At 34.6% G+C, this 21,123-nt stretch carries 19 protein-coding genes; 12 read left to right on the top strand and 7 right to left on the bottom strand.

Annotated elements, in window-relative coordinates:
* Position 1: 1 nt before the first annotated feature.
* The gene (rbsK, locus tag JVU85_RS06110; protein WP_204172156.1) at positions 2–916 is read left to right on the top strand and encodes a ribokinase; all 915 of its coding nucleotides are present in this window, start codon (positions 2–4) and stop codon (positions 914–916) included.
* A gap of 55 nt (positions 917–971) precedes the next feature.
* Here the strand turns inward: rbsK and mmuM are convergent, their stop codons facing one another.
* Positions 972–1,877 (bottom strand): homocysteine S-methyltransferase, encoded by a 906-nt coding sequence (gene mmuM / locus JVU85_RS06105; RefSeq protein WP_204172155.1) that lies wholly within the window; start codon positions 1,875–1,877, stop codon positions 972–974.
* The gene (locus JVU85_RS06100) at positions 1,874–3,220 is read right to left on the bottom strand and encodes an amino acid permease (RefSeq protein WP_204172154.1); all 1,347 of its coding nucleotides are present in this window, start codon (positions 3,218–3,220) and stop codon (positions 1,874–1,876) included. Before JVU85_RS06100 ends, mmuM begins: the two co-directional genes overlap by 4 nt.
* A gap of 344 nt (positions 3,221–3,564) precedes the next feature.
* Between JVU85_RS06100 and JVU85_RS06095 the strand changes: the two genes are divergently transcribed.
* From JVU85_RS06095 to JVU85_RS06070, 6 genes are all read left to right on the top strand, one after another.
* On the top strand, positions 3,565–4,740 hold the full coding sequence (locus JVU85_RS06095; RefSeq protein WP_002509039.1) for an FtsW/RodA/SpoVE family cell cycle protein: 1,176 nt from the start codon (positions 3,565–3,567) through the stop codon (positions 4,738–4,740).
* A gap of 82 nt (positions 4,741–4,822) precedes the next feature.
* On the top strand, positions 4,823–5,332 hold the full coding sequence (locus JVU85_RS06090) for a phosphatase PAP2 family protein (RefSeq protein ID WP_204172153.1): 510 nt from the start codon (positions 4,823–4,825) through the stop codon (positions 5,330–5,332).
* The gene (locus JVU85_RS06085; protein ID WP_002509037.1) at positions 5,310–6,221 is read left to right on the top strand and encodes an LCP family protein; all 912 of its coding nucleotides are present in this window, start codon (positions 5,310–5,312) and stop codon (positions 6,219–6,221) included. Before JVU85_RS06090 ends, JVU85_RS06085 begins: the two co-directional genes overlap by 23 nt.
* Positions 6,222–6,253: 32 nt before the next feature.
* A complete protein-coding gene (locus JVU85_RS06080; RefSeq protein WP_002509036.1) occupies positions 6,254–7,039 on the top strand; it encodes a sulfite exporter TauE/SafE family protein in 786 nt (261 codons plus the stop codon).
* A 169-nt stretch (positions 7,040–7,208) separates the two neighbouring features.
* Positions 7,209–7,829 (top strand): nitroreductase family protein, encoded by a 621-nt coding sequence (locus tag JVU85_RS06075; protein WP_107373772.1) that lies wholly within the window; start codon positions 7,209–7,211, stop codon positions 7,827–7,829.
* Between the two features lie 171 nt (positions 7,830–8,000).
* Positions 8,001–8,849: a YitT family protein gene (locus JVU85_RS06070; protein ID WP_225975826.1), complete on the top strand. Its 849-nt coding sequence runs from the start codon at positions 8,001–8,003 to the stop codon at positions 8,847–8,849.
* Between the two features lie 205 nt (positions 8,850–9,054).
* On the opposite strand, the gene JVU85_RS06065 is transcribed toward JVU85_RS06070, so the two are convergent.
* The 5 genes from JVU85_RS06065 to larA all read right to left on the bottom strand — a co-directional run bounded on the left by JVU85_RS06065 (position 9,055) and on the right by larA (position 14,571).
* The gene (locus JVU85_RS06065) at positions 9,055–10,248 is read right to left on the bottom strand and encodes a M20 metallopeptidase family protein (RefSeq protein WP_204172152.1); all 1,194 of its coding nucleotides are present in this window, start codon (positions 10,246–10,248) and stop codon (positions 9,055–9,057) included.
* Between the two features lie 246 nt (positions 10,249–10,494).
* Entirely contained in the window at positions 10,495–11,673 is a 1,179-nt protein-coding gene (larC, locus tag JVU85_RS06060; protein ID WP_204172151.1) for a nickel pincer cofactor biosynthesis protein LarC, read from the bottom strand.
* A gap of 15 nt (positions 11,674–11,688) precedes the next feature.
* Positions 11,689–12,447: a nickel pincer cofactor biosynthesis protein LarB gene (gene larB / locus JVU85_RS06055; protein WP_107373746.1), complete on the bottom strand. Its 759-nt coding sequence runs from the start codon at positions 12,445–12,447 to the stop codon at positions 11,689–11,691.
* Positions 12,448–12,470: 23 nt separating this feature from the next.
* Positions 12,471–13,292, bottom strand: coding sequence for an ATP-dependent sacrificial sulfur transferase LarE (gene larE, locus JVU85_RS06050; protein WP_204172150.1), 822 nt, complete (start codon positions 13,290–13,292; stop codon positions 12,471–12,473).
* A 16-nt stretch (positions 13,293–13,308) separates the two neighbouring features.
* Positions 13,309–14,571, bottom strand: coding sequence for a nickel-dependent lactate racemase (larA, locus tag JVU85_RS06045; RefSeq protein ID WP_107373747.1), 1,263 nt, complete (start codon positions 14,569–14,571; stop codon positions 13,309–13,311).
* A gap of 413 nt (positions 14,572–14,984) precedes the next feature.
* Here larA and coaA point away from each other — a divergent pair, with 413 nt between their 5' ends.
* From coaA to araA, 5 genes are all read left to right on the top strand, one after another.
* Positions 14,985–15,884 carry a type I pantothenate kinase gene (coaA, locus tag JVU85_RS06040; protein WP_204172149.1) on the top strand — a complete coding sequence of 300 codons (900 nt, stop codon included), beginning with the start codon at positions 14,985–14,987 and terminating at the stop codon, positions 15,882–15,884.
* A gap of 268 nt (positions 15,885–16,152) precedes the next feature.
* A complete protein-coding gene (locus JVU85_RS06035; RefSeq protein WP_204172148.1) occupies positions 16,153–17,235 on the top strand; it encodes a GntR family transcriptional regulator in 1,083 nt (360 codons plus the stop codon).
* Between the two features lie 138 nt (positions 17,236–17,373).
* Positions 17,374–18,996 carry a xylulokinase gene (locus JVU85_RS06030; protein ID WP_021459682.1) on the top strand — a complete coding sequence of 541 codons (1,623 nt, stop codon included), beginning with the start codon at positions 17,374–17,376 and terminating at the stop codon, positions 18,994–18,996.
* A complete protein-coding gene (locus JVU85_RS06025) occupies positions 18,974–19,669 on the top strand; it encodes an L-ribulose-5-phosphate 4-epimerase (RefSeq protein WP_204172147.1) in 696 nt (231 codons plus the stop codon). The genes JVU85_RS06030 and JVU85_RS06025 overlap by 23 nt, the downstream gene beginning before the upstream one ends.
* Positions 19,670–19,681: 12 nt before the next feature.
* Positions 19,682–21,103: an L-arabinose isomerase gene (gene araA / locus JVU85_RS06020; RefSeq protein ID WP_204172146.1), complete on the top strand. Its 1,422-nt coding sequence runs from the start codon at positions 19,682–19,684 to the stop codon at positions 21,101–21,103.
* Positions 21,104–21,123 lie beyond the last annotated feature (20 nt).

The raw sequence follows: 21,123 nt of genomic DNA, 5'->3' as shown, positions 1-21,123 counted from the left end.
TATGACGAATAAAGTAGTAATTATCGGTTCTACAAATGTAGATAAAATTATCAATGTAGCACGATTTGCTAAACCTGGTGAAACATTACATGTAGATAATGCGCAAAAAATATATGGTGGGGGCAAAGGTGCGAACCAAGCATTAGCGACAGCACGTTCTAATGCACAAACTACATTCATCTCAAAAATTGGCAGTGATGGAGATGCTAATTTCATGTTAGAAGATTTCCAAGCTGCACAAATGAATACAGATTATATTATTACAACGGATGAAGCAGAAACAGGACAAGCATTTATTACTATAGATGAATCTGGTCAAAATACAATTCTTGTTTATGGTGGCGCCAACATGACTTTGAATGAACAAGATGTAGAGCAAGCTGAAGCGGCTATTGCTAACGCTGACTATATTATTGCGCAATTAGAAGTACCGGTGCCAGCTATTATTAAAGCATTTACGATTGCACGTCAACATGACGTAACAACAATCTTAAATCCAGCGCCTGCAAGTGAATTATCTAAAGCACTCTTGCAATTAACAGATATTATTATTCCTAATGAATCAGAAGCAGAATTATTAAGTGGTATTCCAGTGACTGATCGTGATTCAATGCATAAAAATGCTGATTATTTCTTATCATTAGGTATGCAAGTAGTATTAATTACATTAGGTGAGCAAGGTACTTATTATGCTACAAAAGAGGATGCTAATTTAATTCCAGCAGTTAAAGTACATGCTGTAGATACTACTGCAGCAGGGGATACTTTTATTGGTGCATTTGCAAGCCGATTGAATATGGAAAACTTTAATATTGAAGAAGCTATTACTTATGCTAATAAAGCGGCCTCTATTGCAGTACAGACAGAAGGAGCTCAAAAATCTATTCCTGAGGAAGTTACTGTGTTAGAGCAATAATAATTAAATAAATAAAGTCCGAGGTAATATGCCTCGGACTTTTTTATTATGAAATTTAACGATTTAATTTTGTAACAATACGTTCGATGGTTTGAGGTGTTGTCTGACAACACCCTCCAATAATAGCTACATTTTGTTGTGCCCAGCTCGTAACACAATCCAAAATTGCTTGTTCATTACTGTCAGAAGACCAAGTTTTCGACTCAGCATCATAATGTGCGCCACCATTAGGATATAAGGCGATAGTTTGCGGTAATGACAATAATCCTCTAGCTATAGTGTTATTAATTCCAGTAACAGTAGAACAATTAATGCCAAATATAGGTAATATAGGGTCGTAATCTTGTAAGTAATCTCGCAACGTTTCGAAAGCTGTTCCGTCTGATAAATTACCGGCATCATCCACTGTTACAGATAACCAAAATGTCTGTTTTTGATTATAAAGAGGGATGATTGCTGTCACAATGGCTTGGATTTCTGCAAAGCTTGGTATAGTTTCGAAAACAAAATCATGCACGCCTTGTGCAATTAGGCTGTCGATGCGCTGACGATGAAAGTCGACATAATCTGACCTAGAGATATTATAAGTGCCAGTATACTCAGAGCCATCGCTCAAATAAGCACCATAAGGACCTAAGCTACCTACAATAACTTGTTCTGCTGTAGTTGCTTGTTTAACTTGATAAACAGCATCAGCGATTAATGCATCGATAGCGGCATCACTCAAACCTATAGATGAAAATGTAGCATAACTAGCTTGATAAGTACTTGTCAGCAATATATCCGCACCTGCTTGTGTAAAATCAGCATGGGCTTGTTGGATTTTTGCTGGATCATTTTTTAATATTTCACTCGACCACAGTGAGGTGTTTAAGTTACAACCATATGATTCTAACGTAGTTGCTAGACCACCATCTAAGATTAATGGGCGTTTTAGTAATAATTTATCTTTTAGTCTCATAGATTTGTCGACTCCTTACGGTTGTATTTAAAGTAATAGTAAAGTAGTGCTAGTACAGCAAATGGTATACCGAAATACAATGCTGGCGCTTGATTACTATCAAAAATCATTCCAATACATGAAATGAAACAAAGAATAAAGGCAATGATAGGGACACTTTGATGTATTTTAAGTGAAGGTTCAAGGCGTTTAGCATTAAAGTAAGAAATACAAATACTCATCCAGACAATAACGACTGCCAACCCGGCTATTGAGACTAAAACGACATACAGTGTATCAGCGACATAAACACTAGATAATAATGACAGTAAGCCACCGAGCATACTAAAAAGTATAGCGCGAATAGGTAATTTAGCTCGGTTTAAGACTCCAAACCATTGCGGGAACATGCCCTCATTCGCTAAGCTCCAAATCATTCTACTAGCTGCATATAACCCTGAATTAGCAGCAGACAATAATGCTGTAATAATAACGATATTCATAATATCACCAGCAAATGGAATACCAATACGTTGAAAAATCACAACAAAAGGACTTTCTAATGATTTTCCTTGGTAACTAGGAATCAAAATTGAGATGACTACCATTGTGCCTATGAAGAAAATAATAAGACGCCATAGTGTTGCACGAATGGCTTTAGGAATAACTTGTGCTGGAGCTTCAGTTTCTCCAGCAGCAATACCTATTAATTCTGTACCACTGAAAGCATAATTAACAGCTAACATAGTTAAAAATACAGCACCTAAACCATTAGGGAAGGTTGGATGTGTATAACGCTCTATTATAGTAGTGTTACCTTCGTAACCGTCATAGTTAATCAAACCAATAATTACAGCAATACCTAAAATAATAAACGCAATGATAGCTATAACCTTAACTAAAGAAAAGTAAAATTCCACTTCGGCATAAAAGCGTGTAGAAATGATATTAAACACTAATACTAGAATAATGGCAATCGTAGAAAAAATATAAACGGGAATATCGGGTAACCATTTTTGCATTAATAGACCGACAGCAGTAAATTCTGAACCTAAAGCTACTGTCCAAGTTAGCCAATAAAACCAAGCTACAATGTAACCTACAGCTGGGTGGATATAACGACTCGCATAAACATGAAAACCTCCGGTAACGGGGTGTTTAATTGCTAGTTGTCCCAAGCACAACATAACTAGATATACGAGTACAGCACCAATTATATAGGAGAGAACTGTACCTAATGGTCCTGCTTGTTGCAAAGTATAACCTGAACTTAAAAATAATCCTGTACCAATTACGCCACCAAAACTAAGTAACATTAAATGTCGTTGTTTCATGGTGCGTTTAAAACTATCGTGTTGTTGCATAACAGTGCTCCTCACATCGTAACTTAATTAAAAAACGTAATTTTAAATATAATCATCAATTGTATTGTTTTCTGAAAATTTAGTCAATCGCTTTTTGAAAATATTTTTTAAGAAAATAAATTTATTAAGTATATAAAACAATTAAGTTTTTTGAATAATACAGTATGGGTTGCTACTGTTTAGACGGACAATAGAAATAGGAGTTGTAGTGAATAGAATAGATATATGGTGCAAAACTAATTTTAGCCTATGTTTATAAAAAAGTTAGGTAGTACTAAAGTATGATTGTGCTAAAACTTGCATTTTGTTTTACTAAAGTATAGCAAATGTACTGAGGTGAGCATATGAAGCAAGTCATTTTGAAAATTTGGGAGAAGGTGAAGTATTTAGATTTTAGTTTAATCCTGTGTTATATCTTATTGGGCTTAGTAGGTGTTGTAATGGTTTATAGTGCGAGTATGGTTGCAGCATCTAAAGGAACATTAACTAATGGATTACCAATTAAAGCCAATCATTTTATGACCAGACAATTAATCTTTTTCGTATTAGGTTTAGGCATTGTGCTATTTTTTAGTTTGTTTTTAAATTTAAATGCGTTCAAACGGAGTGGGACTCAACAATTCATCGTATTAGCAACGTTAGCACTATTATTAATTACAGTGTTGGTTGGTAAAGAAATAAATGGTTCTCGCAATTGGATTAATTTAGGATTTTTTAGTTTACAATCCTCAGAGTTTTTAAAACTAACTTCTATTTTTTATCTTTCTTACATTATTGATCGACGCTTATCATTAAAAATAGATTATAGCGTAAAGCAATTAATTCCTCCATTAGCACTGTTAGGAATTGGACTATTTTTAGTATTATTACAAGGCGATTTAGGTGGAACGCTTTTAACCGTAGCAATTATTGCTTGTATATTGTTGTATTCTGATATCAAAAATAAAATAAAGCTACAAATATTGGGCGTAACGTTAGTTCCTATGTTGTTATACATAATTTACACATTAATCTTTGATGTTAAAAATGTTTACCGTTTAAGGCGTTTACAAGTCGTTATTGATCCCTTCAAATATGAAAATAGTGATGGTTATCAACTTACCACTGCTTTAACTTCTATTGCCAATGGAGGGCTGACGGGACGTGGTTTGGGTAATGGCATTTCTAAACTAGGTTATTTACCTGAGCCACATACAGATTTTATTTTTACAGTTATTTCCGAGGAAATGGGATTGTTAGGAGTGGTCTGTGTATTAATTATTTATGCTGTTATTTTGGTGAAAGGACTTATTTATGCCAATAAAACAACAGATCATTTTTATAAATTAGTCTGTATAGGTATTGTGAGTTACATCTTTGTTCAAGTGTTTATCAATTTAGCAGGTGTCTCAGGGATGATTCCATTAACTGGTGTAACACTGCCAATGCTAAGTTATGGTGGTTCATCCATGTTAAGTATCAGTTTAGCAATTGGCACATTAATGGCAGTTGCCAGAAAAATAAATGCAGGAGGCGCTTAAATTGAAAAACTTTTATTCCATGCTTTCGTTGTGTGCATTACTAATTTTATTACTGATGTGCATTATTACTGGAGTAAGTGACATGATTGATCGTTACGCACATCAACTTGCACTGCACTTACTACCGAATCCATTTTTCAAACAAGGGCTTAGTATTTTGTCCGATATCTTAGCGCCAGTGCATTGTTTGATTTTAGTATTATTAATTTTAACAGGTCTGTACTTTTATCGATGCAAAACATTTTGGTTATATGGTTTTTGGTGTTTTAGTGTGTTTCTTATTGGTACCGTTATGAAATATGCTATTGCTCGACCTCGACCATCAGTTGCTTTTGATGGGTATAGCTTTCCGAGTATGCACGTATTAAGCGTAAGTATTTTAGTAAGTTTAATCATATTAATTACGCATCATAAAGGGGTTAAAGTTATTGGTATTGTGTTAGTTTGTGCAATGATACTGTCACGTGTTTATGTTAATGCGCATTATCTTACTGATACTGTAGGAAGCTTGTTAGTCATAGCTATTATGTTAATATCATTAGCTATGACAGAAACGGAGGAATACCGTCATGAATATAACCAAGAGAAGTAAAATAATAATGATATTATTGATATTATTAATCGTCATAAGTAGTTTTATAATATATAAAATAATTCATTTTAATAATGCGATTCAAGATTCACAACATAGTAAACAAACTGTAGCGACACAGCACAAAATTAAAGCACAAAAACCAATTTCAATAGCCATTTTTGGTGTGGATTCTGATGCTACTCGCGCAAAAACACATACGGGTCAACGTACAGATACTATAGTAATAGCATCTATAAATCCACAGAATGAGAAGACTGAACTAATCTCCGTGCCAAGAGATACATATAGTGAAATACCAGGTATAGAAGGTCATGAAAAAATGGCACACGCTTATGCATATGGTGGGCCTAAATTAGCAATGGAAAGTTTGCGTCAAAATTTAAATGTGCCAATAGATGGATATATGACAGTCGATATGGATGGTTTCCAACAACTCATTGATCTTTGTGATGGTGTAACAGTTACTAGTAATGCAACTTTTAATTACAATGGTTCTAATTTTAAGGAAGGTAAGAAAGTTACATTATCCGGTGATAAAGCATTAGATTACGTACGTAGTCGTAAGGAAACAGGTGCTGGCGGAGATGAAGGACGTACTGCAAGACAGAGACAAGTTATTGAAGCATTAGGTAAAAAATTAAACCAGTCCAACAGTTTGATAACGTTGAACCGTATACTGAAAGTGACAGAAAATAATGTACAAACAAATTTAAGCTTAGGAGATTTAAAATCATTGTATAGTAACTATAAACCTGCACTTAAAAATATGCATAAAGCAACAATAGATGGTGAAAACTTAATTGAAGATGATGGAATTTGGTATTTTGAAGCAAATGAAGATGATAAAAGTGTTAAAATTAATAATTATAAAAATAATTTAAAATAAATTAATGCTATACATATTGAAAGGGTGTAACTATGGCGATTATCATATTGCTTTTAATTGGAGTCGTATCCTCAATTATTGGATCACTGATTGGTGTAGGTGGTGGCATTATTATTGTGCCTACATTAGTATTTATCGGGGCTAATTCTGATATATTATCAGGTATTACAACACAAACCGCAATCGGTATATCTTCATTAACTTTAGTATTTACAGGGTTATTTTCCATTTTAAGATATCGTGCGAGTGGTAAAAACTCAATTGATTTTAAACACGGAATAATGTTTTCAATCGGCATTATTCCGGGCTCATTATTTGGCGCATATTTAAGTCGCTTTTTAAATGATGTTTACTTTAACATCATATTTGGCGCATTTTTACTAATTATTTCTATCATTTTAATTATTAAGGATCGTTTAGCAGCAAAAACTGAAGATAAAGAGAAAAATGTACATATACCATTAGCGATTGGTTTTTCTTTCTTTGTTGGTATAACAGCTGGTTTGTTTGGCATAGGTGGTGGAGTTTTAATGACACCGTTAATGATTATCGTCTTTAATTTCACACCACATGTTGCTGTGGCTACGAGTATGATTATTATATTCACTTCCAGTTTATCTAGTTCCGTAGGTCATATTGTCCAAGGGCATGTGTTGTGGGGGTATGGTATCATTTTAATTCTTGCGAGTTTCGTAGGTACGCGAATTGGAGTTAAAATCAATCAAAGTATAGATGCTGCTAAATTATCCAATTTATTAAAAATAGTGTTAATTCTTATGAGTATTTATCTTATTTTTAAAGGTGTGAATGCTTTATAATAACTGAAATATTAAGTTAATTAACACTTTGCTATATGTGTTGTATAGACAACGTATAATGAATCTTGATAGTTGCTTTCTGAACCGAATATATTTATTATACTGATTATGTGAAAAATAAGTAGTTGAGCTACGCATAATTAGAAAGAAGGAAAGTATAGTGACAAAAATGAATGATTTTAAAGATATTTTGGCAGCTCGTAAATCTGTGAAACTCTTTGATGAACAATATAAAATTCCCCATGAAGAAATGGAAGATATGATTCGCCAAGCAACGCTGGCACCATCTTCAGTAAATATGCAACCTTGGCGTTTTATGGTTGTTGAAAGTGACGAAGGAAAAGCTAAGTTACGTCCTTTAATTAAATTTAATACAAACCAAAATGATACATCTTCTGCGATGGTAGTTATTTTTGGAGATATGGCATGTCATGAAAATGGCGAATTTATTTATAGTCAAGCCGTAGAAAATAACTATATGCCGTTGGAAGTTAAAAACCAATTGTTACCTACTATAACTGAGTTTTATAATAGCATTTCAACACAACAAATGAATGACATCGTTAAAATTGATAGTAGTCTTGCTGCGATGCAATTTATGTTGGTCGCTAAAGCACATGGTTATGATACAAACCCAATAGGCGGTTTTGAAGCGGATCAAATCGCAGAAGCGTTAGGCTTAGATGCAACTCGCTATGTGCCAGTTGTAATTATTGCCGTTGGTAAAGGTGTTAAAGAAGCTCATGCTTCATATAGAATGCCTGTAGACAAAGTTATGCAATATGTTTAAAGGACTTAATTTGATCTTACAAAAAGCACTTCCACTATAGTGGGGAGTGCTTTTTATTATGTAAATATTATTTTAATATTGCGACTTTATTTTCTTGGGAAAATAAGGTTTTACAGTATCTCTAAATCAGTTATAATTTAAAGCTGTGTGTTAAAAATGAATTAAAGGAGGCTGAAAAATAGTATGAATGAGCATTTAAAAAATATTATCTTTATTGCTTTAGGCGCTTTTTTAGCAGCAGTAGGTATCAATGCATTTGTCATTCCAACAAATTTAGGTGAAGGTGGTTCAATTGGTATTTCATTGATTTTGAAATATACGTTGTCTATTTCTCCGGCATTATCTACTCTAATAATTAATATCTTTTTAATTATCATCGGTTGGAAATATTTAAGTAGAGTAAGTGCGATTTATACTATTTTTACGATTACTTTTATTTCTTTATTTTTAACGTTGACTGAACGGATAAATTTAGGTATTGATTCCACATTTATTGCAGTGATTTTTGGTGGTGTTCTTATTGGGATTGGCACAGGTCTGATTTTAAATACAGGAGGTACATTAGGTGGTACATCGGTTATCGCAATGATTATTTATAAGTATTTTAATGTGAAACCTGCCAAAGGATTATTAATATTAGATATCATTGTTGTAGTGTCTGCATTGGTAGCAATTAGTTTTCAAAATGTGTTGTTTACAATTGTGATGCTTTTCATGGTAGAAAAAGCAATGTCTTTCGTCTTAGAAGGTTTCAATCCACAAAAGGCTGTAACTATCATTTCGCATCAGCATAAAGCGATTAGTGAAAGTATTTATCAAGCTACTGGAAGAGGCGCGACGCTATTAAATGGTAAAGGGCAATATTCGCAAAAAGATATGGAGGTCATCTATGTGGTGATTTCTCAAAATCAATTAACACCATTAAAACAAATTATTAATGATATTGATCAAGATGCCTTTGTTGTTGTACATGATGTTCGAGATGTATTTGGTAATGGCTTCTTAAGATTTAATAACTAAAAAGTAACTGGTTTTGTTGGCAGTTTTTGTGCACGCTTTCCGCGGGCACAGCTCAGCCTGTAGTCTTCGCTTGTGCTATTTCCGCAGGAGTCGACATAAAGCCCTGTCAATATTTGGCCTAAAAGACCATTGGTATTTAATAAAATTAACTAATAGATATAAAAACAAACCTTAGGGGCTCTCTCCTAAGGTTTGTCTGCGTTTGTTATGCGTTTTGTAAACGATCTAATGTGATATCAATGAGTGATTTTGCTGCTACGAGTAAACAATCTTCATTGACTTCAAATTTAGGGTGGTGATTCATATAAGGTGTGTCTACATTATATGGTTTACTACCTATGAAATAAAAGGTACCTGGTATTTGTTGTAAATAATAAGCAAAATCTTCTGAACCTGTAACTTGTGGTATTTCTATGAGGTGTTGGAAGTAATCGCCTTTGCTTTGTGCTAAGACATTAGCAGCGTTGTCAGTTTGAGTTGAATGATTATATAATACTGGATAACCAAATTGATAATCAAGGTCATACGTAATATCAAAGCCTAGTGCAACACTTTGAGCGATCTTGTCAATTTCTTGATAGATAAACTGCTCTAAGTCGTCATTTAAATAACGGGCTGTCCCTTTGATTGTCACTGTATCTTGAATAACATTGGCAGTACCAGGTGCGTCAAACGCGCCAATAGTTACTACACCAGTCTCTAATGGGTCTATTCTACGAGAAACGATTGTTTGAATAGCATTGACAAACTGTGTTCCTGCAATTAAAGCATCATGTGTTTTATGAGGGCTTGCTGCATGACCACCTAAACCTTTAATTGTTAAAGTGAATGTAGAACTACCAGCGAATGCATTGTTTTTATTATATGCAATGGTATCAGGCTCTACGGCTGGAACAATATGAATGCCGTATATTTCATCAACATCAGCTAAAGCGCCAGAAGCCAAAATTTGCTGAGCACCACCAGGTGGTAGTTCTTCGGCATGTTGATGGATAATTTTTACAGTGCCTGAAAGGTCTTCTTTGACCTCAATGAGTGCATTAGCTACGCCTAATAAATAAGCAGTATGTGCATCATGACCACATGCATGCATTACGCCTTCATTCTGTGATTTAAAAGGCACTTCTGTTTCTTCGCTAATCGGTAATGCATCAAAATCTGCACGTAAAGCAATTGTTTTACCAGGTTTGTCTCCTTTGATTTCAACCACAATCGCATGTGCATCTGATATAGGCTGTGTGAGTGATACATCCTTATTGTGATAAAAGTTTTTGATATACTCTGCGGTATTACTCTCTTGAAATGATAATTCAGGATGTTGATGTAAATGTCGACGTATCTGAATCATTTCTTGTTCTTGATCTTCCACTAAATGGAATAACTTGTCTTTCAAATTCATAAACATACACGCTTCTTTCACTTTTGAATAACTGCACAATCAATAATTTAATAGTTTGTTATTTAATTATGCATGATATAAATATTAAATTAAATCTTTTATTATTTCAATTATGAAAACAAATGTATTTTTTAATAGTTTGAATTTAATGGGGGATTTATCTCAGTTAAATGTAAAAAACAGACGTACCTCTCATTCAATTATTGGGTACGTCTGTGTTCTAATATATTATTGATATGAAGATATTTAGTTAAGGTGACCATAGTGTTGATGAATTTCAGCACTAATTTCTGAATATAATTGGTGTAACGGCTGTCCAGTTTCATGCGCAATACGGCGCATGTCACTAAATTCAGGCTTTATTTTTATTGTTTTGGACCCAAGCTTAGCAATTTTAATAGTTATATCCCCGTATTGTGTTGACAGCGTGTCGAAATCACGTTCGAGTACACGTCTTTGGACAGTACTGCTTCGTACGCCCAGTGTTGTAGTATGTAGCAAAAGGTAGTCTTCGAAAAAAGGCTTGTTTGCTAGTTCGCATATTACGGTTAAGGCGATAGCAGGGCGATTTTTCTTCATAGAAATTGGCGTGTAATATACGTCTAATGCACCTTTTGCTAATACACTATCTAAAAAATCTCCTAATGTTTCGCCTGTCATATCATCAATTTGGCATTCTAACACTTGCACTGTATCTTGTTGTGCAGCTGATGCTGTGAATTGAACAAGCCTTAACACATTTGGAAAGTCAAAATCTTTTGTACCTGCGCCATAGGCTATATTTGTTGGTGTGATAGCTGGCATAGGACCGAAATGACTAGCTAAACTTTTAACTATAGCTGCTCCAGTAGGTGTAGTTAATTCACTTTCAACGTCAAAATTTGCCAGTGGTATACCTGTTAAAATTTCGAGTGTCGCTGGTGCTGGGACAGGATAGATACCATGAGCAATGTGTATTCTACCATGACCTGTTGGAATGGCTGAGCAATAAATAGAGTCTATATTTAAGTTTTCTAATGCCAAGCAACAACCAATAATATCGATGATAGAATCCATTGCACCGACTTCATGAAAATGTACTTCTTCAACTGACATGCCATGGATTTTAGCTTCTGCTTGTGCAATTTCAGTAAAGATTTGTGTACTACGTGTTTTGACACGTTCAGGTAATGTACTTTCTGTTATAAGTTTATAAATATCAGCAGCTTTACGATGGTGGTGTACTTCGGTAAAGTCGATAGTTAAAGTTTGGGCATTGATACCTTGTTTGACTTGTTTGGTAAAGCTTAAATCAAATGTATCAATAGGTAACTTCTGCAATTCAGCAGTAATATATTCAGGATCTGCACCTAAATCTACTAAAGCAGCTAAAAACATATCACCGGCAATACCAGCATGGCAATCAATATAAATTGCTTGTGTCATACTAAAACTCCTCTTTTAATCTTTTTCGAGCATCTTTATAAGTTGGGCAGCATTATAGCCACCACCAAAACCATTATCGATATTTAAAACACTTGTGCCTGGTGCACAGCCATTGAGCATAGCTAAAAGTGTAGTTACCCCTGATAGGTTTGCACCGTAACCAACACTGGTCGGGATTGCATAGACTGGATGGTCTACTAAACCTGATACGACGCTACTTAAGGCGCCTTCCATACCTGCTACGACAACGGATACTGAACTATTACGAATGTCTTCGATACTTTCAAATAGACGATGTATACCTGAAACACCAACATCATAAAAACGCTTAACTGCAATGCCCATGACTTCTGCAGTGAGTGCAGCTTCTTCTGCGACTGGCAAGTCAGAAGTGCCAGCACAGATAATAGCAGCATAATGCGTAGAAGGAGTGATAGTTTCAATGGGTGTACATATAATATTAGCCTGTGCGTGATATGATAATTCTGGATGACGTGCTAATACATACTGTGCTTTGCTTTCAGATACACGTGTAGCTAATATCGTTTGGTCGTTGGACTTTAAACTGTGTATAATATCATCAATTTGTTCAGCACTTTTTCCATCGCCGTAAATAACTTCGGGAAAACCTTGACGTTGTGAACGATGTAGGTCTATTTTAGCGAAGCCCAAATTATCAAATTGTTTAAGCTGACTTTTAGCATCGTTAATCGATAATTGCTTCGATTGTACTTGTTGTAAAATTGCATCTAGATCGTTTGTCTTATCGGTCATGTTCTAACGCAGCCTTTCATAACTTAATGTGATGCAGAGGAATTTAAAACTTCATTCATACTACCTACACGATAACCGTCCATGTCGATTGTTACATAGTCAAAACCTAATTCTTTTAACTGTAAACTAATAGCTTGACGGTGTTGTACTAAAGTCGCAATATCTGCGTCAGCAACTTCAATACGTGCGATATTGTTATGGTAACGTACACGTACATGATTGATATTTAAATTTAAAATGATTTTTTCTGCTTCATTCACTTTAGTTATTTTGTCCATAGTTAAAGTTTCTCCATAAGGTATGCGTGATGCTAAACTACATAATGCTGGTTTATTCCACACTGGGAGGTCAGCTTGTTTGCTTAATGTTCTGACTTCATACTTGTAGAGTTCAACTTCTTGTAAGACACTGCGAACGGAGAAATCATCACGTGCTTGTAGTCCAGGACGATAATCATCTAGGTCATCCATAATCATACCGTCTAACACATAAGAACAATGATATTTATGTTTAAGGTCGTCTAATTGTGCATACAATAAACGTTTGCTGTAATACCAACTTTGTGGAGTATTGTTGACAATATTTGCGTCTTGTAATTCTTCAATTTCTGTTTCAATTACGTGCGCACCTAATTGTTGTGCTAGCTCTGTAGCTTGTGTGAATTCTTCATGGCGGAAAAGTTCTGACTTCACGATTACACCAATAACATTATCTGATCCTAAAACTTCAATCGCTTTATGCAATACTAATGTGCTATCGACCCCACCTGAAAAAGCGACTATAACACGTTTCATTGATTGTAAGACTGTTGTTAGTTGTTTGTTTTTTTCTTCTAATGTTAGCATTTTTAATCCTCCTCTTTTATGATTCAACGTAAGGTATCGTAAGTGGACCTTGTGGCATGACACCGATAGTTAAAGGTTTGCCTTTTTCTCTTGCTAATGACTCCAAGGTTTTCTCAATATTATCAGTAGGTTTCAACATGGAATCTAGTAACTGTTGGTCTGTCAATTTTGAATAAACATAAACGTTAGCGAATGTTTGAATGCTAGCTTGTTTTTGGACTTGCCATTGATCCATTTCTTGAAATTGAGGATCATGTATTAAATCTAAAATACCTTGAGGTGTTTCAGCTAATTTGAAAATTTCAGCAAATTTACCATGATCTGGAAAGCCATCAGCACATTCGGATACCATAATAATGCTGCCGCCTTCTTTAACTACTTTATGAGCAGCACTCATACCTTTTACGGTTTGATACAAGTTTTGGTCAAGTGGATAACCTGAGTTAGAAGCTATGACAACATCAAAACGTTCATCACATTTAAACATGGCGTGCTTTTTGACGTAGTCACAGCCACGATCATGTGCTTCATATAATTCACCTGCAAAGACTTTAGTAATAGCTTTATCTTTGTTGAGCGCTACATTCAGCATAAAGTCTGGCTTACACATTGCATTGATTTCACGTGTCATATCTTGAACAGGGTTGTCATCCATATTGCCCCACGTAGAACGAATATCACCTATCATTTGAGCATTGTGAAAGGTCATTATCGTTTCGATGCCAGCAATGCCAGGCATCATACCTTTTGGACCACCTGAAAATCCGGCGAAAAAATGCGGTTCGATAAAACCAGTGACAATTTTAAAATCAGCTGCTACATAATCTTTGTTTAAATAAACATCACAGCCGTATTTACTATGACCAACTTTGGTCAGACTGTCATAGTCATGGCAATGGTTATGTACTATACGTATGTTTGCTACAATATCTTCACCTAACATTTGGACCAGCTCTTCTCTTGTTTGGTCTCTATGTGTACCTGTTCCATTAATAATGACGAAATTTTCTTTAGGAACATGACTTAATGCGCGCAACAAACATGGTACTAAAATGTGATTAGGCGTAGGTCGTGTAATGTCACTAATCACAATAGCTACTGTATCTGTTGCTTTAACCATAGTATGTAGTGGTGGTGAGGCAATGGGTTGCGTTAAAGCGTCCATAATTGACTCAACATCATTATCTAGTGGTGGTATAGTGCTAGGTTCAATAAGAGTACTGTGATCTGGTACATCGATCTCTACGTCAGATTTACCATATAGAACTTTTGTCTTCACATTCATCACTCCAGTAATGTAGTTGTTAAAAATGTAAGTGTTTACATTATAGTACTAATTGCACTAATTTTAAAACTTTAGTATTTCTCATAATTTGATATTGCAAGAAAAACAAAATATAAATAGCAGCGATTTTGAAACGTGCTGACGCCCGGGGAAGTAGTATGAGTGAGAAACTACAGGCTCAAACTATGCCCTAGGCAAGCATGCACGTTCAAAATAGTATTAACCATTAGTGAAAATATGAGTTTCTGTTCTCTCTATACTAGATTAAAGCGGATACATTAAATTTCGAAATTATCATTGAAACCATGAGAATGTTACATTATACTTGTTGAGATTGATTATATTGAAGTGAGTTATGTCAAAGTGAATGAATTGGTATAACAGTTTGTATAAAGGGAGCTAGGCTTGTGGAATTTTCTAAAGAAGAATGGCAAAAAGTGCAAAGTTCAACAAATATAGAGTTAGATGATATTAACTTAGAAGAAATACTTAGTTTCAACGATTATGCAACAAAACAGGAAATTAAATCCTTGTATTTTCCTCTAATAGATTTATTGTCAGAAAAAGCACAGCGCCATATGGATTATATTAGTTATGTACATAATAAATTACTTAATAAACACCACAAAACACCATTTATTATTGGGGTTTCTGGTGGAGTGGCTGCTGGGAAGAGTACGATAGCGCGATTATTATTGGAATTATTAAAAAAAGAAAATCCAACGTGGAAGGTAGATCTGATTACGACAGATGGTTATATTTTACCTAAGCAACAACTGTTAGAGCAAAATATAATGTCAAAAAAAGGTTTTCCAGAAAGCTATGAAACTAAAACACTCATCCAACACTTAAAAGCTATTAAAGCTGGGGAAAAAGTTGCAACTTATACGTATTCCCATTTAACGTATGATCGGTTAGTCGAGCAATTTCATTATATTCATCAACCGGATATTTTAATTATTGAAGGAGTGAATATATTTCAAGTTCATAGCCAAGCATCAGAGCTTGTAACTGATTATATAGATTATAAAATTTATCTTGATGTCGCTTTAGAAGTAATGAAAAAGTGGTATATCGAACGGTTCTTAAAACTACAGCAAAGTGCTTTCCAAAAACCAGAATCACATTTTTATCAATATAAAGATTTAACGGAAACAGAAGCAATAGCAATTGCTAAACAATTGTGGACAAATGTAAATGAACCTAATATTTTGCGTAATATCTATCCTACTAAAAATAGAGCTGATTTAGTGTTACACAAAGCTGAAAATCATACGATTACGCGCTTAACTTACAATAAATTTTAGTTACTATTTTGACTTATAGCAAAGTGCACGCATTACGTGAACATATTAAATTTAAATTGCTATTGGTTCATACAAGTAAGCAGACTTGAACGCCTTTTTAAAAAGGTAGTCAATTCTGCTTACTTTTTCTTTTCGTGCATTTATGACACAATATTAACTATCTGTCATATTTTATATAACGTGCTAGATAAATATAAAAGTGCGTTAAATAGTTATGCTATACTAAATGTGTATGAGAAAATTAGGTAATACTAGGAGATCGTCAGATATGAATAAGCCCAAATATCAAGTAATAGCCGATGAAATTAAAGGCAAAATTCTCGATAAGAGTTATCACGTGGGTATGTTGTTACCGACGGAAAAACAATTTCAAGATAATTATCAAGTTAGCCGTTATACAATTCGACAAGCAATGGATATCCTTGTGGCAGAAGGCTATATAAAAAAAAGAAAAGGTGCTGGCTCATATGTGAGCTATAGTTTTTTAAATGCGCAGCAAACAACAGGAACTAAAAAAATTGGTGTTATTGTGACGTACTTATCCGACTATATTTTTCCCAGTATTATAAGAGGTATTGAACACGTGTTACGTTATAATGGTTATTCTTTAATATTAGCGAGTACAAATAATAACCATGATGAAGAGCGCAAATGCTTAGAAATGATGTTAAATCAAGGCGTGACAGGATTAATTATCGAACCGACGAAAAGTAATGTTTATAACCCTAATCTATCTTATTATTCTATGTTCAAACAACGGGATATACCAATACTTATGATTAATGCTACGTATGATGAGCTAAACTTACCGTATATTGCAATTGATGATATTAAGTCAGGCTATTTAGCAACACAATATTTAATTGATCATGGTCATGAAGATATCGCATTAATTACTAAGATTGATGATAATCAAGGAAAATTACGAATGAAAGGTTATTTTAATGCCTTCGAACATAATAATATTATTTTCAAGGGTGAGCATATTTACACTTATGATACTGAAAATAAACGCCAAGTAGTAGAACAGATAGTCCAACACATTCAACAACAAAAAATATCAGTTTCTGCAGTTGTCTGTTATAACGATGAAATCGCGTATCAAATCATTCAACGTTTAAGACAACTTGGATTTAGTATACCGAATGATATTTCGGTTGTTGGGGAAGACAATTCTGTATTGAGTAGTTTAAGCGATATGAATTTAACAACCACATCACATCCGCAAGAGTTGTTAGGAGAAAAGGCAGCTAACTGGATGATAGAGACTATTGACACAGATAAAATACAGCCAGAAGAACGTATCGACACATATATTATAGAACGTAATTCAGTTAAAAAAATAAATTAAGCCCCCAAATCAACAGCCGCGTTGGTTTGGGGTTTTAATTAGCTGATATTTGTACGGACAAAAATATAATTATATTGACATGTACGGACAAATGTTTTATATTTATCTTGAAAACGGTTACAGTAATGGGGTGTTGAAATGAGAGTAAGTACGCAAGAATTAAAGCAAGAAGATATATCGATTGGTATTGAATTAGGATCGACTAGAATTAAAACTGTAGCAATAGATAGTCACTTGCAAGTAGTAGCATCAGGTAATTTTGATTGGGAAAATCAATTGAAAGATGGTTACTGGACTTATTCGCTTAACGATGTATGGGTTGGGTTACAACAAAGCTATCAAATGATGGCAAAAGAGTTAAAAAGCACATATGATATTACGTTGAAGCGAGTTAAATCTATAGGCATCAGTGCAATGATGCATGGTTATTTAGCTTTTAACGAACAAGAAGATATCCTTGTACCATTTAGAACTTGGCGTAATGGTAATACTACTGCAGCAGCAAAGGAATTAAGTAATGCATTTAACTTTAATATTCCTGAACGTTGGAGTATTGCTCATATTTATCAAGCGATGTTGTCAGCAGAACCACATACACATCAACTAGATTATGTGACAACTTTAGCAGGATATGTTCATTGGTATTTAACAGGAGAAAAGGTCATAGGTATTGGTGATGCATCAGGAATGTTTCCAGTAGATCCACAAGAAAAAGCTTATAGACAAGATTTATTAGAAATTGCGAATAAGCTATTTGCAAGTCATGGCTACACACAACAATTAGAACAACTGTTGCCAGAAATACGATTAGCCGGCGAACAAGGTGGAACATTAACTGACATAGGTGCCAAATTACTAGATCCAACAGGTGAACTTGAAGGTGGTTGTATCTTATGTCCACCTGAAGGAGATGCTGGCACAGGTATGGTTGCTACAAATGCAGTAACAGTTAATACTGGCAACATCTCAGCAGGTACAAGTTCTTTTGCGATGATAGTGTTAGAACAAAGTTTGCAAGCAATGTATCCAGAAATTGATATTGTAACGACGCCAGCAGGTGATGAAGTTGCTATGATTCATACAAATAATTGCACATCAGATATCAATGATTGGATGCGACTGTTTAACGAAGTCTTACAGACTTTAGGTATCGATATTTCACATGAACAGTTGTACGGACAACTTTTTGAAGCATCATTAGCTAGTGATGATGATGTTGGTGGTCTATTATCTTACAACTATATTTCTGGTGAGAATATTACTGATGTTGCAACTGGATATCCTTTATTCTTACGGGAACCAACAAATAATTTTAATTTAGCTAATTTTATGAAAATGCATTTATATAGTGCTTTTAGCACATTGAAAATAGGAATGGATTTGTTGCAAACGCAAGAATCAGTCACTGTAAATAAGTTAATTGCACATGGTGGTATTTTTAAAACGAAAAAGATAGCTCAACAAGTATTAGCATCGGCTGTAAACAATGATATTACAGTTATGGATACGGCGAGTGAAGGTGGTGCATGGGGCATTAGTATTTTAGCTTATTATAGTGCAGTACAAGAGCCAATATCATTGGAAGCATTTTTAAATGACTATGTATTTGAAGATGCAAGTGAAGTGACAATGACGCCTTCACCACAAGGGGTTGTTAATTTTAATAACTATGTAGCAAAAGTAAAACAAGCATTACCGATTGAACAAGGTATTGATAAATACTTAGGAGGCGAAGCAGATGCTCGAACAATTAAAAGCTGAAGTTTATCAAGCAAATCTAGAATTACCTAAGCGTGGATTAATTAAATATACATGGGGAAACGTCAGTGCATTCGATGCTGAAACACAATTATTTGTTATTAAACCAAGTGGTGTAGATTACGCAACGATGCAACCAGCTGATATGGTGGTTTGTAATTTACAGGGTGAAGTTGTAGAAGGCAGCTTGAGACCTTCATCAGATATGCCTACACATGCAGTGTTATATCAACAATTTGGAGATATCGGCAGTGTGGTACACACACATTCACCGTGGGCTACTACATGGTCACAATCTGGATTAGATGTACCTGCTATGGGAACGACGCACGCTGATACATTTTATGGTTCCATCCCATGTGCACGATTTTTAAACTCCGATGAAATCAACAATGATTATGAATTGGAAACTGGAAATGTCATCGTTGAAACGTTTAAGAATCAAGGTATTAATCCACATGATGTACCTGCAGTATTATTACATGGACATGCACCATTTGTCTGGGGAGAAGATTGTGAGCATGCAGTAATGAATGCAGTTGTGTTAGAAGAAGTATGTAAAATGAATATCTTTACACGACAATTAAACCCATTTGCGGAAGCGCTTCCTCAAGAAATATTAGACAAACATTTTGAGCGCAAACATGGGGCGAATGCTTATTATGGGCAAAATTAAGGAGGAATAATAATGGCAGAGAATAAAAAATTTTGGTTTGTGGTAGGATCACAAGCTTTATACGGTGAAGAGGCATTAGACCAAGTTAAGAGCAACGCACAAGATATAGCAAATGAATTGAATAATAAAGCAGACTTGCCGTTTGAAATTGAATTACAACCACAGTTAGCAACTTCTGCAGATGTAATTACTCAAATTATGAAAGAAGCTAATTACCGAAATGATATTTTAGGTGTTATTACATGGATGCACACATTTTCACCAGCAAAAATGTGGATTAGAGGTACACAATTATTACAAAAACCTTTACTGCATTTAGCGACGCAATATCGTAATGATATAGATTGGCAACATATCGATATGGATTATATGAATTTACATCAATCAGCACATGGCGATAGAGAATATGGCTTTATCAATCGTCGTTTAAATAAGCAAAATGAAATTATTTTTGGTGATTGGCAGAACACCGAAATTCAAAGCCAATTAAAGGCATGGATGCATGTGGCATATGCTTATAATGAAAGCTTTGGTCTGAAAGTAGCACGATTTGGTGATAATATGCGTAATGTTGCTGTTACAGAAGGCGATAAGATAGAAGCACAAATTCAATATGGCTGGACTGTAGATTATTATGGAATTGGTGATTTAGTTAGCTATGTTAACGAAGTTAAAGAAGAAGAAATAACTCAATTATTTGAAGTATATCAACAACAATATGATTTTGACTATCGTAATTATAGTGAAGACGATTTTAATGCATCTGTTATTGAACAAATCAAATATGAGATTGCGATAAAACGATTTTTAGATGATGGCGGTTATAGCGCGTTTACGTCAAATTTTGAAGATTTACATGGCATGAAACAGTTGCCTGGCTTAGCGGTACAGCGTTTGAACGAACAAGGTTATGGATTTGCAGGTGAAGGTGATTGGAAAACGGCTGCACTAGATAGATTATTGAAAATCGCTGCACAAAATGAAGCGACAGGGTTTATGGAAGACTACACATATGATTTAAGAAAAGATCAAGCACATATTTTAGGGTCACATATGTTAGAAGTAGATCCTACACTGGCAGCTACTAAACCTAAAATTGTAGTTAACCCTTTAGGAATTGGTGACAAAAACGATCCAGCGCGATTAGTTTTTGATGGTAAAGCAGGTGATGGTGTAGTAGTCACGATGGTTGATTTAGGAACACATTATAAGTTTATTGTGAATGATATTACCGCCAAACAGTTAGATGAACCTGCCCCACATTTACCAGTTGCACGAGTGTTGTGGGAAGTGAAACCGTCGTTAACAACTGGTGTGAAAAGATGGCTTGAAGAAGGTGGCGGGCATCATACGGTTTTATCTTTAGCGTTAACTAAAACACAAATTTTAATGCTATTAAAAATGTTTAATGCTGAATATACGATAATAGATTAATTTCACTTATTACGCATAGC

This window comes from Staphylococcus sp. GDY8P72P, assembly GCF_016890655.1.
In the GTDB taxonomy this organism is placed as follows: domain Bacteria; phylum Bacillota; class Bacilli; order Staphylococcales; family Staphylococcaceae; genus Staphylococcus; species Staphylococcus arlettae.
This window is presented reverse-complemented; position numbering and strand designations above follow the sequence as displayed.

Coding starts and splice junctions, on each gene's coding strand:
- rbsK (WP_204172156.1), top strand. CDS start 2: ATGACGAATAAAGTAGTAATTATCGGTTCTACAAATGTAGATAAAATT.
- mmuM (WP_204172155.1), bottom strand. CDS start 1,877: ATGAGACTAAAAGATAAATTATTACTAAAACGCCCATTAATCTTAGAT.
- JVU85_RS06100 (WP_204172154.1), bottom strand. CDS start 3,220: ATGCAACAACACGATAGTTTTAAACGCACCATGAAACAACGACATTTA.
- JVU85_RS06095 (WP_002509039.1), top strand. CDS start 3,565: ATGAAGCAAGTCATTTTGAAAATTTGGGAGAAGGTGAAGTATTTAGAT.
- JVU85_RS06090 (WP_204172153.1), top strand. CDS start 4,823: ATGATTGATCGTTACGCACATCAACTTGCACTGCACTTACTACCGAAT.
- JVU85_RS06085 (WP_002509037.1), top strand. CDS start 5,310: ATGAATATAACCAAGAGAAGTAAAATAATAATGATATTATTGATATTA.
- JVU85_RS06080 (WP_002509036.1), top strand. CDS start 6,254: ATGGCGATTATCATATTGCTTTTAATTGGAGTCGTATCCTCAATTATT.
- JVU85_RS06075 (WP_107373772.1), top strand. CDS start 7,209: ATGAATGATTTTAAAGATATTTTGGCAGCTCGTAAATCTGTGAAACTC.
- JVU85_RS06065 (WP_204172152.1), bottom strand. CDS start 10,248: ATGAATTTGAAAGACAAGTTATTCCATTTAGTGGAAGATCAAGAACAA.
- larC (WP_204172151.1), bottom strand. CDS start 11,673: ATGACACAAGCAATTTATATTGATTGCCATGCTGGTATTGCCGGTGAT.
- larB (WP_107373746.1), bottom strand. CDS start 12,447: ATGACCGATAAGACAAACGATCTAGATGCAATTTTACAACAAGTACAA.
- larE (WP_204172150.1), bottom strand. CDS start 13,292: ATGCTAACATTAGAAGAAAAAAACAAACAACTAACAACAGTCTTACAA.
- JVU85_RS06035 (WP_204172148.1), top strand. CDS start 16,153: ATGAATAAGCCCAAATATCAAGTAATAGCCGATGAAATTAAAGGCAAA.
- JVU85_RS06030 (WP_021459682.1), top strand. CDS start 17,374: ATGAGAGTAAGTACGCAAGAATTAAAGCAAGAAGATATATCGATTGGT.
- JVU85_RS06025 (WP_204172147.1), top strand. CDS start 18,974: ATGCTCGAACAATTAAAAGCTGAAGTTTATCAAGCAAATCTAGAATTA.
- araA (WP_204172146.1), top strand. CDS start 19,682: ATGGCAGAGAATAAAAAATTTTGGTTTGTGGTAGGATCACAAGCTTTA.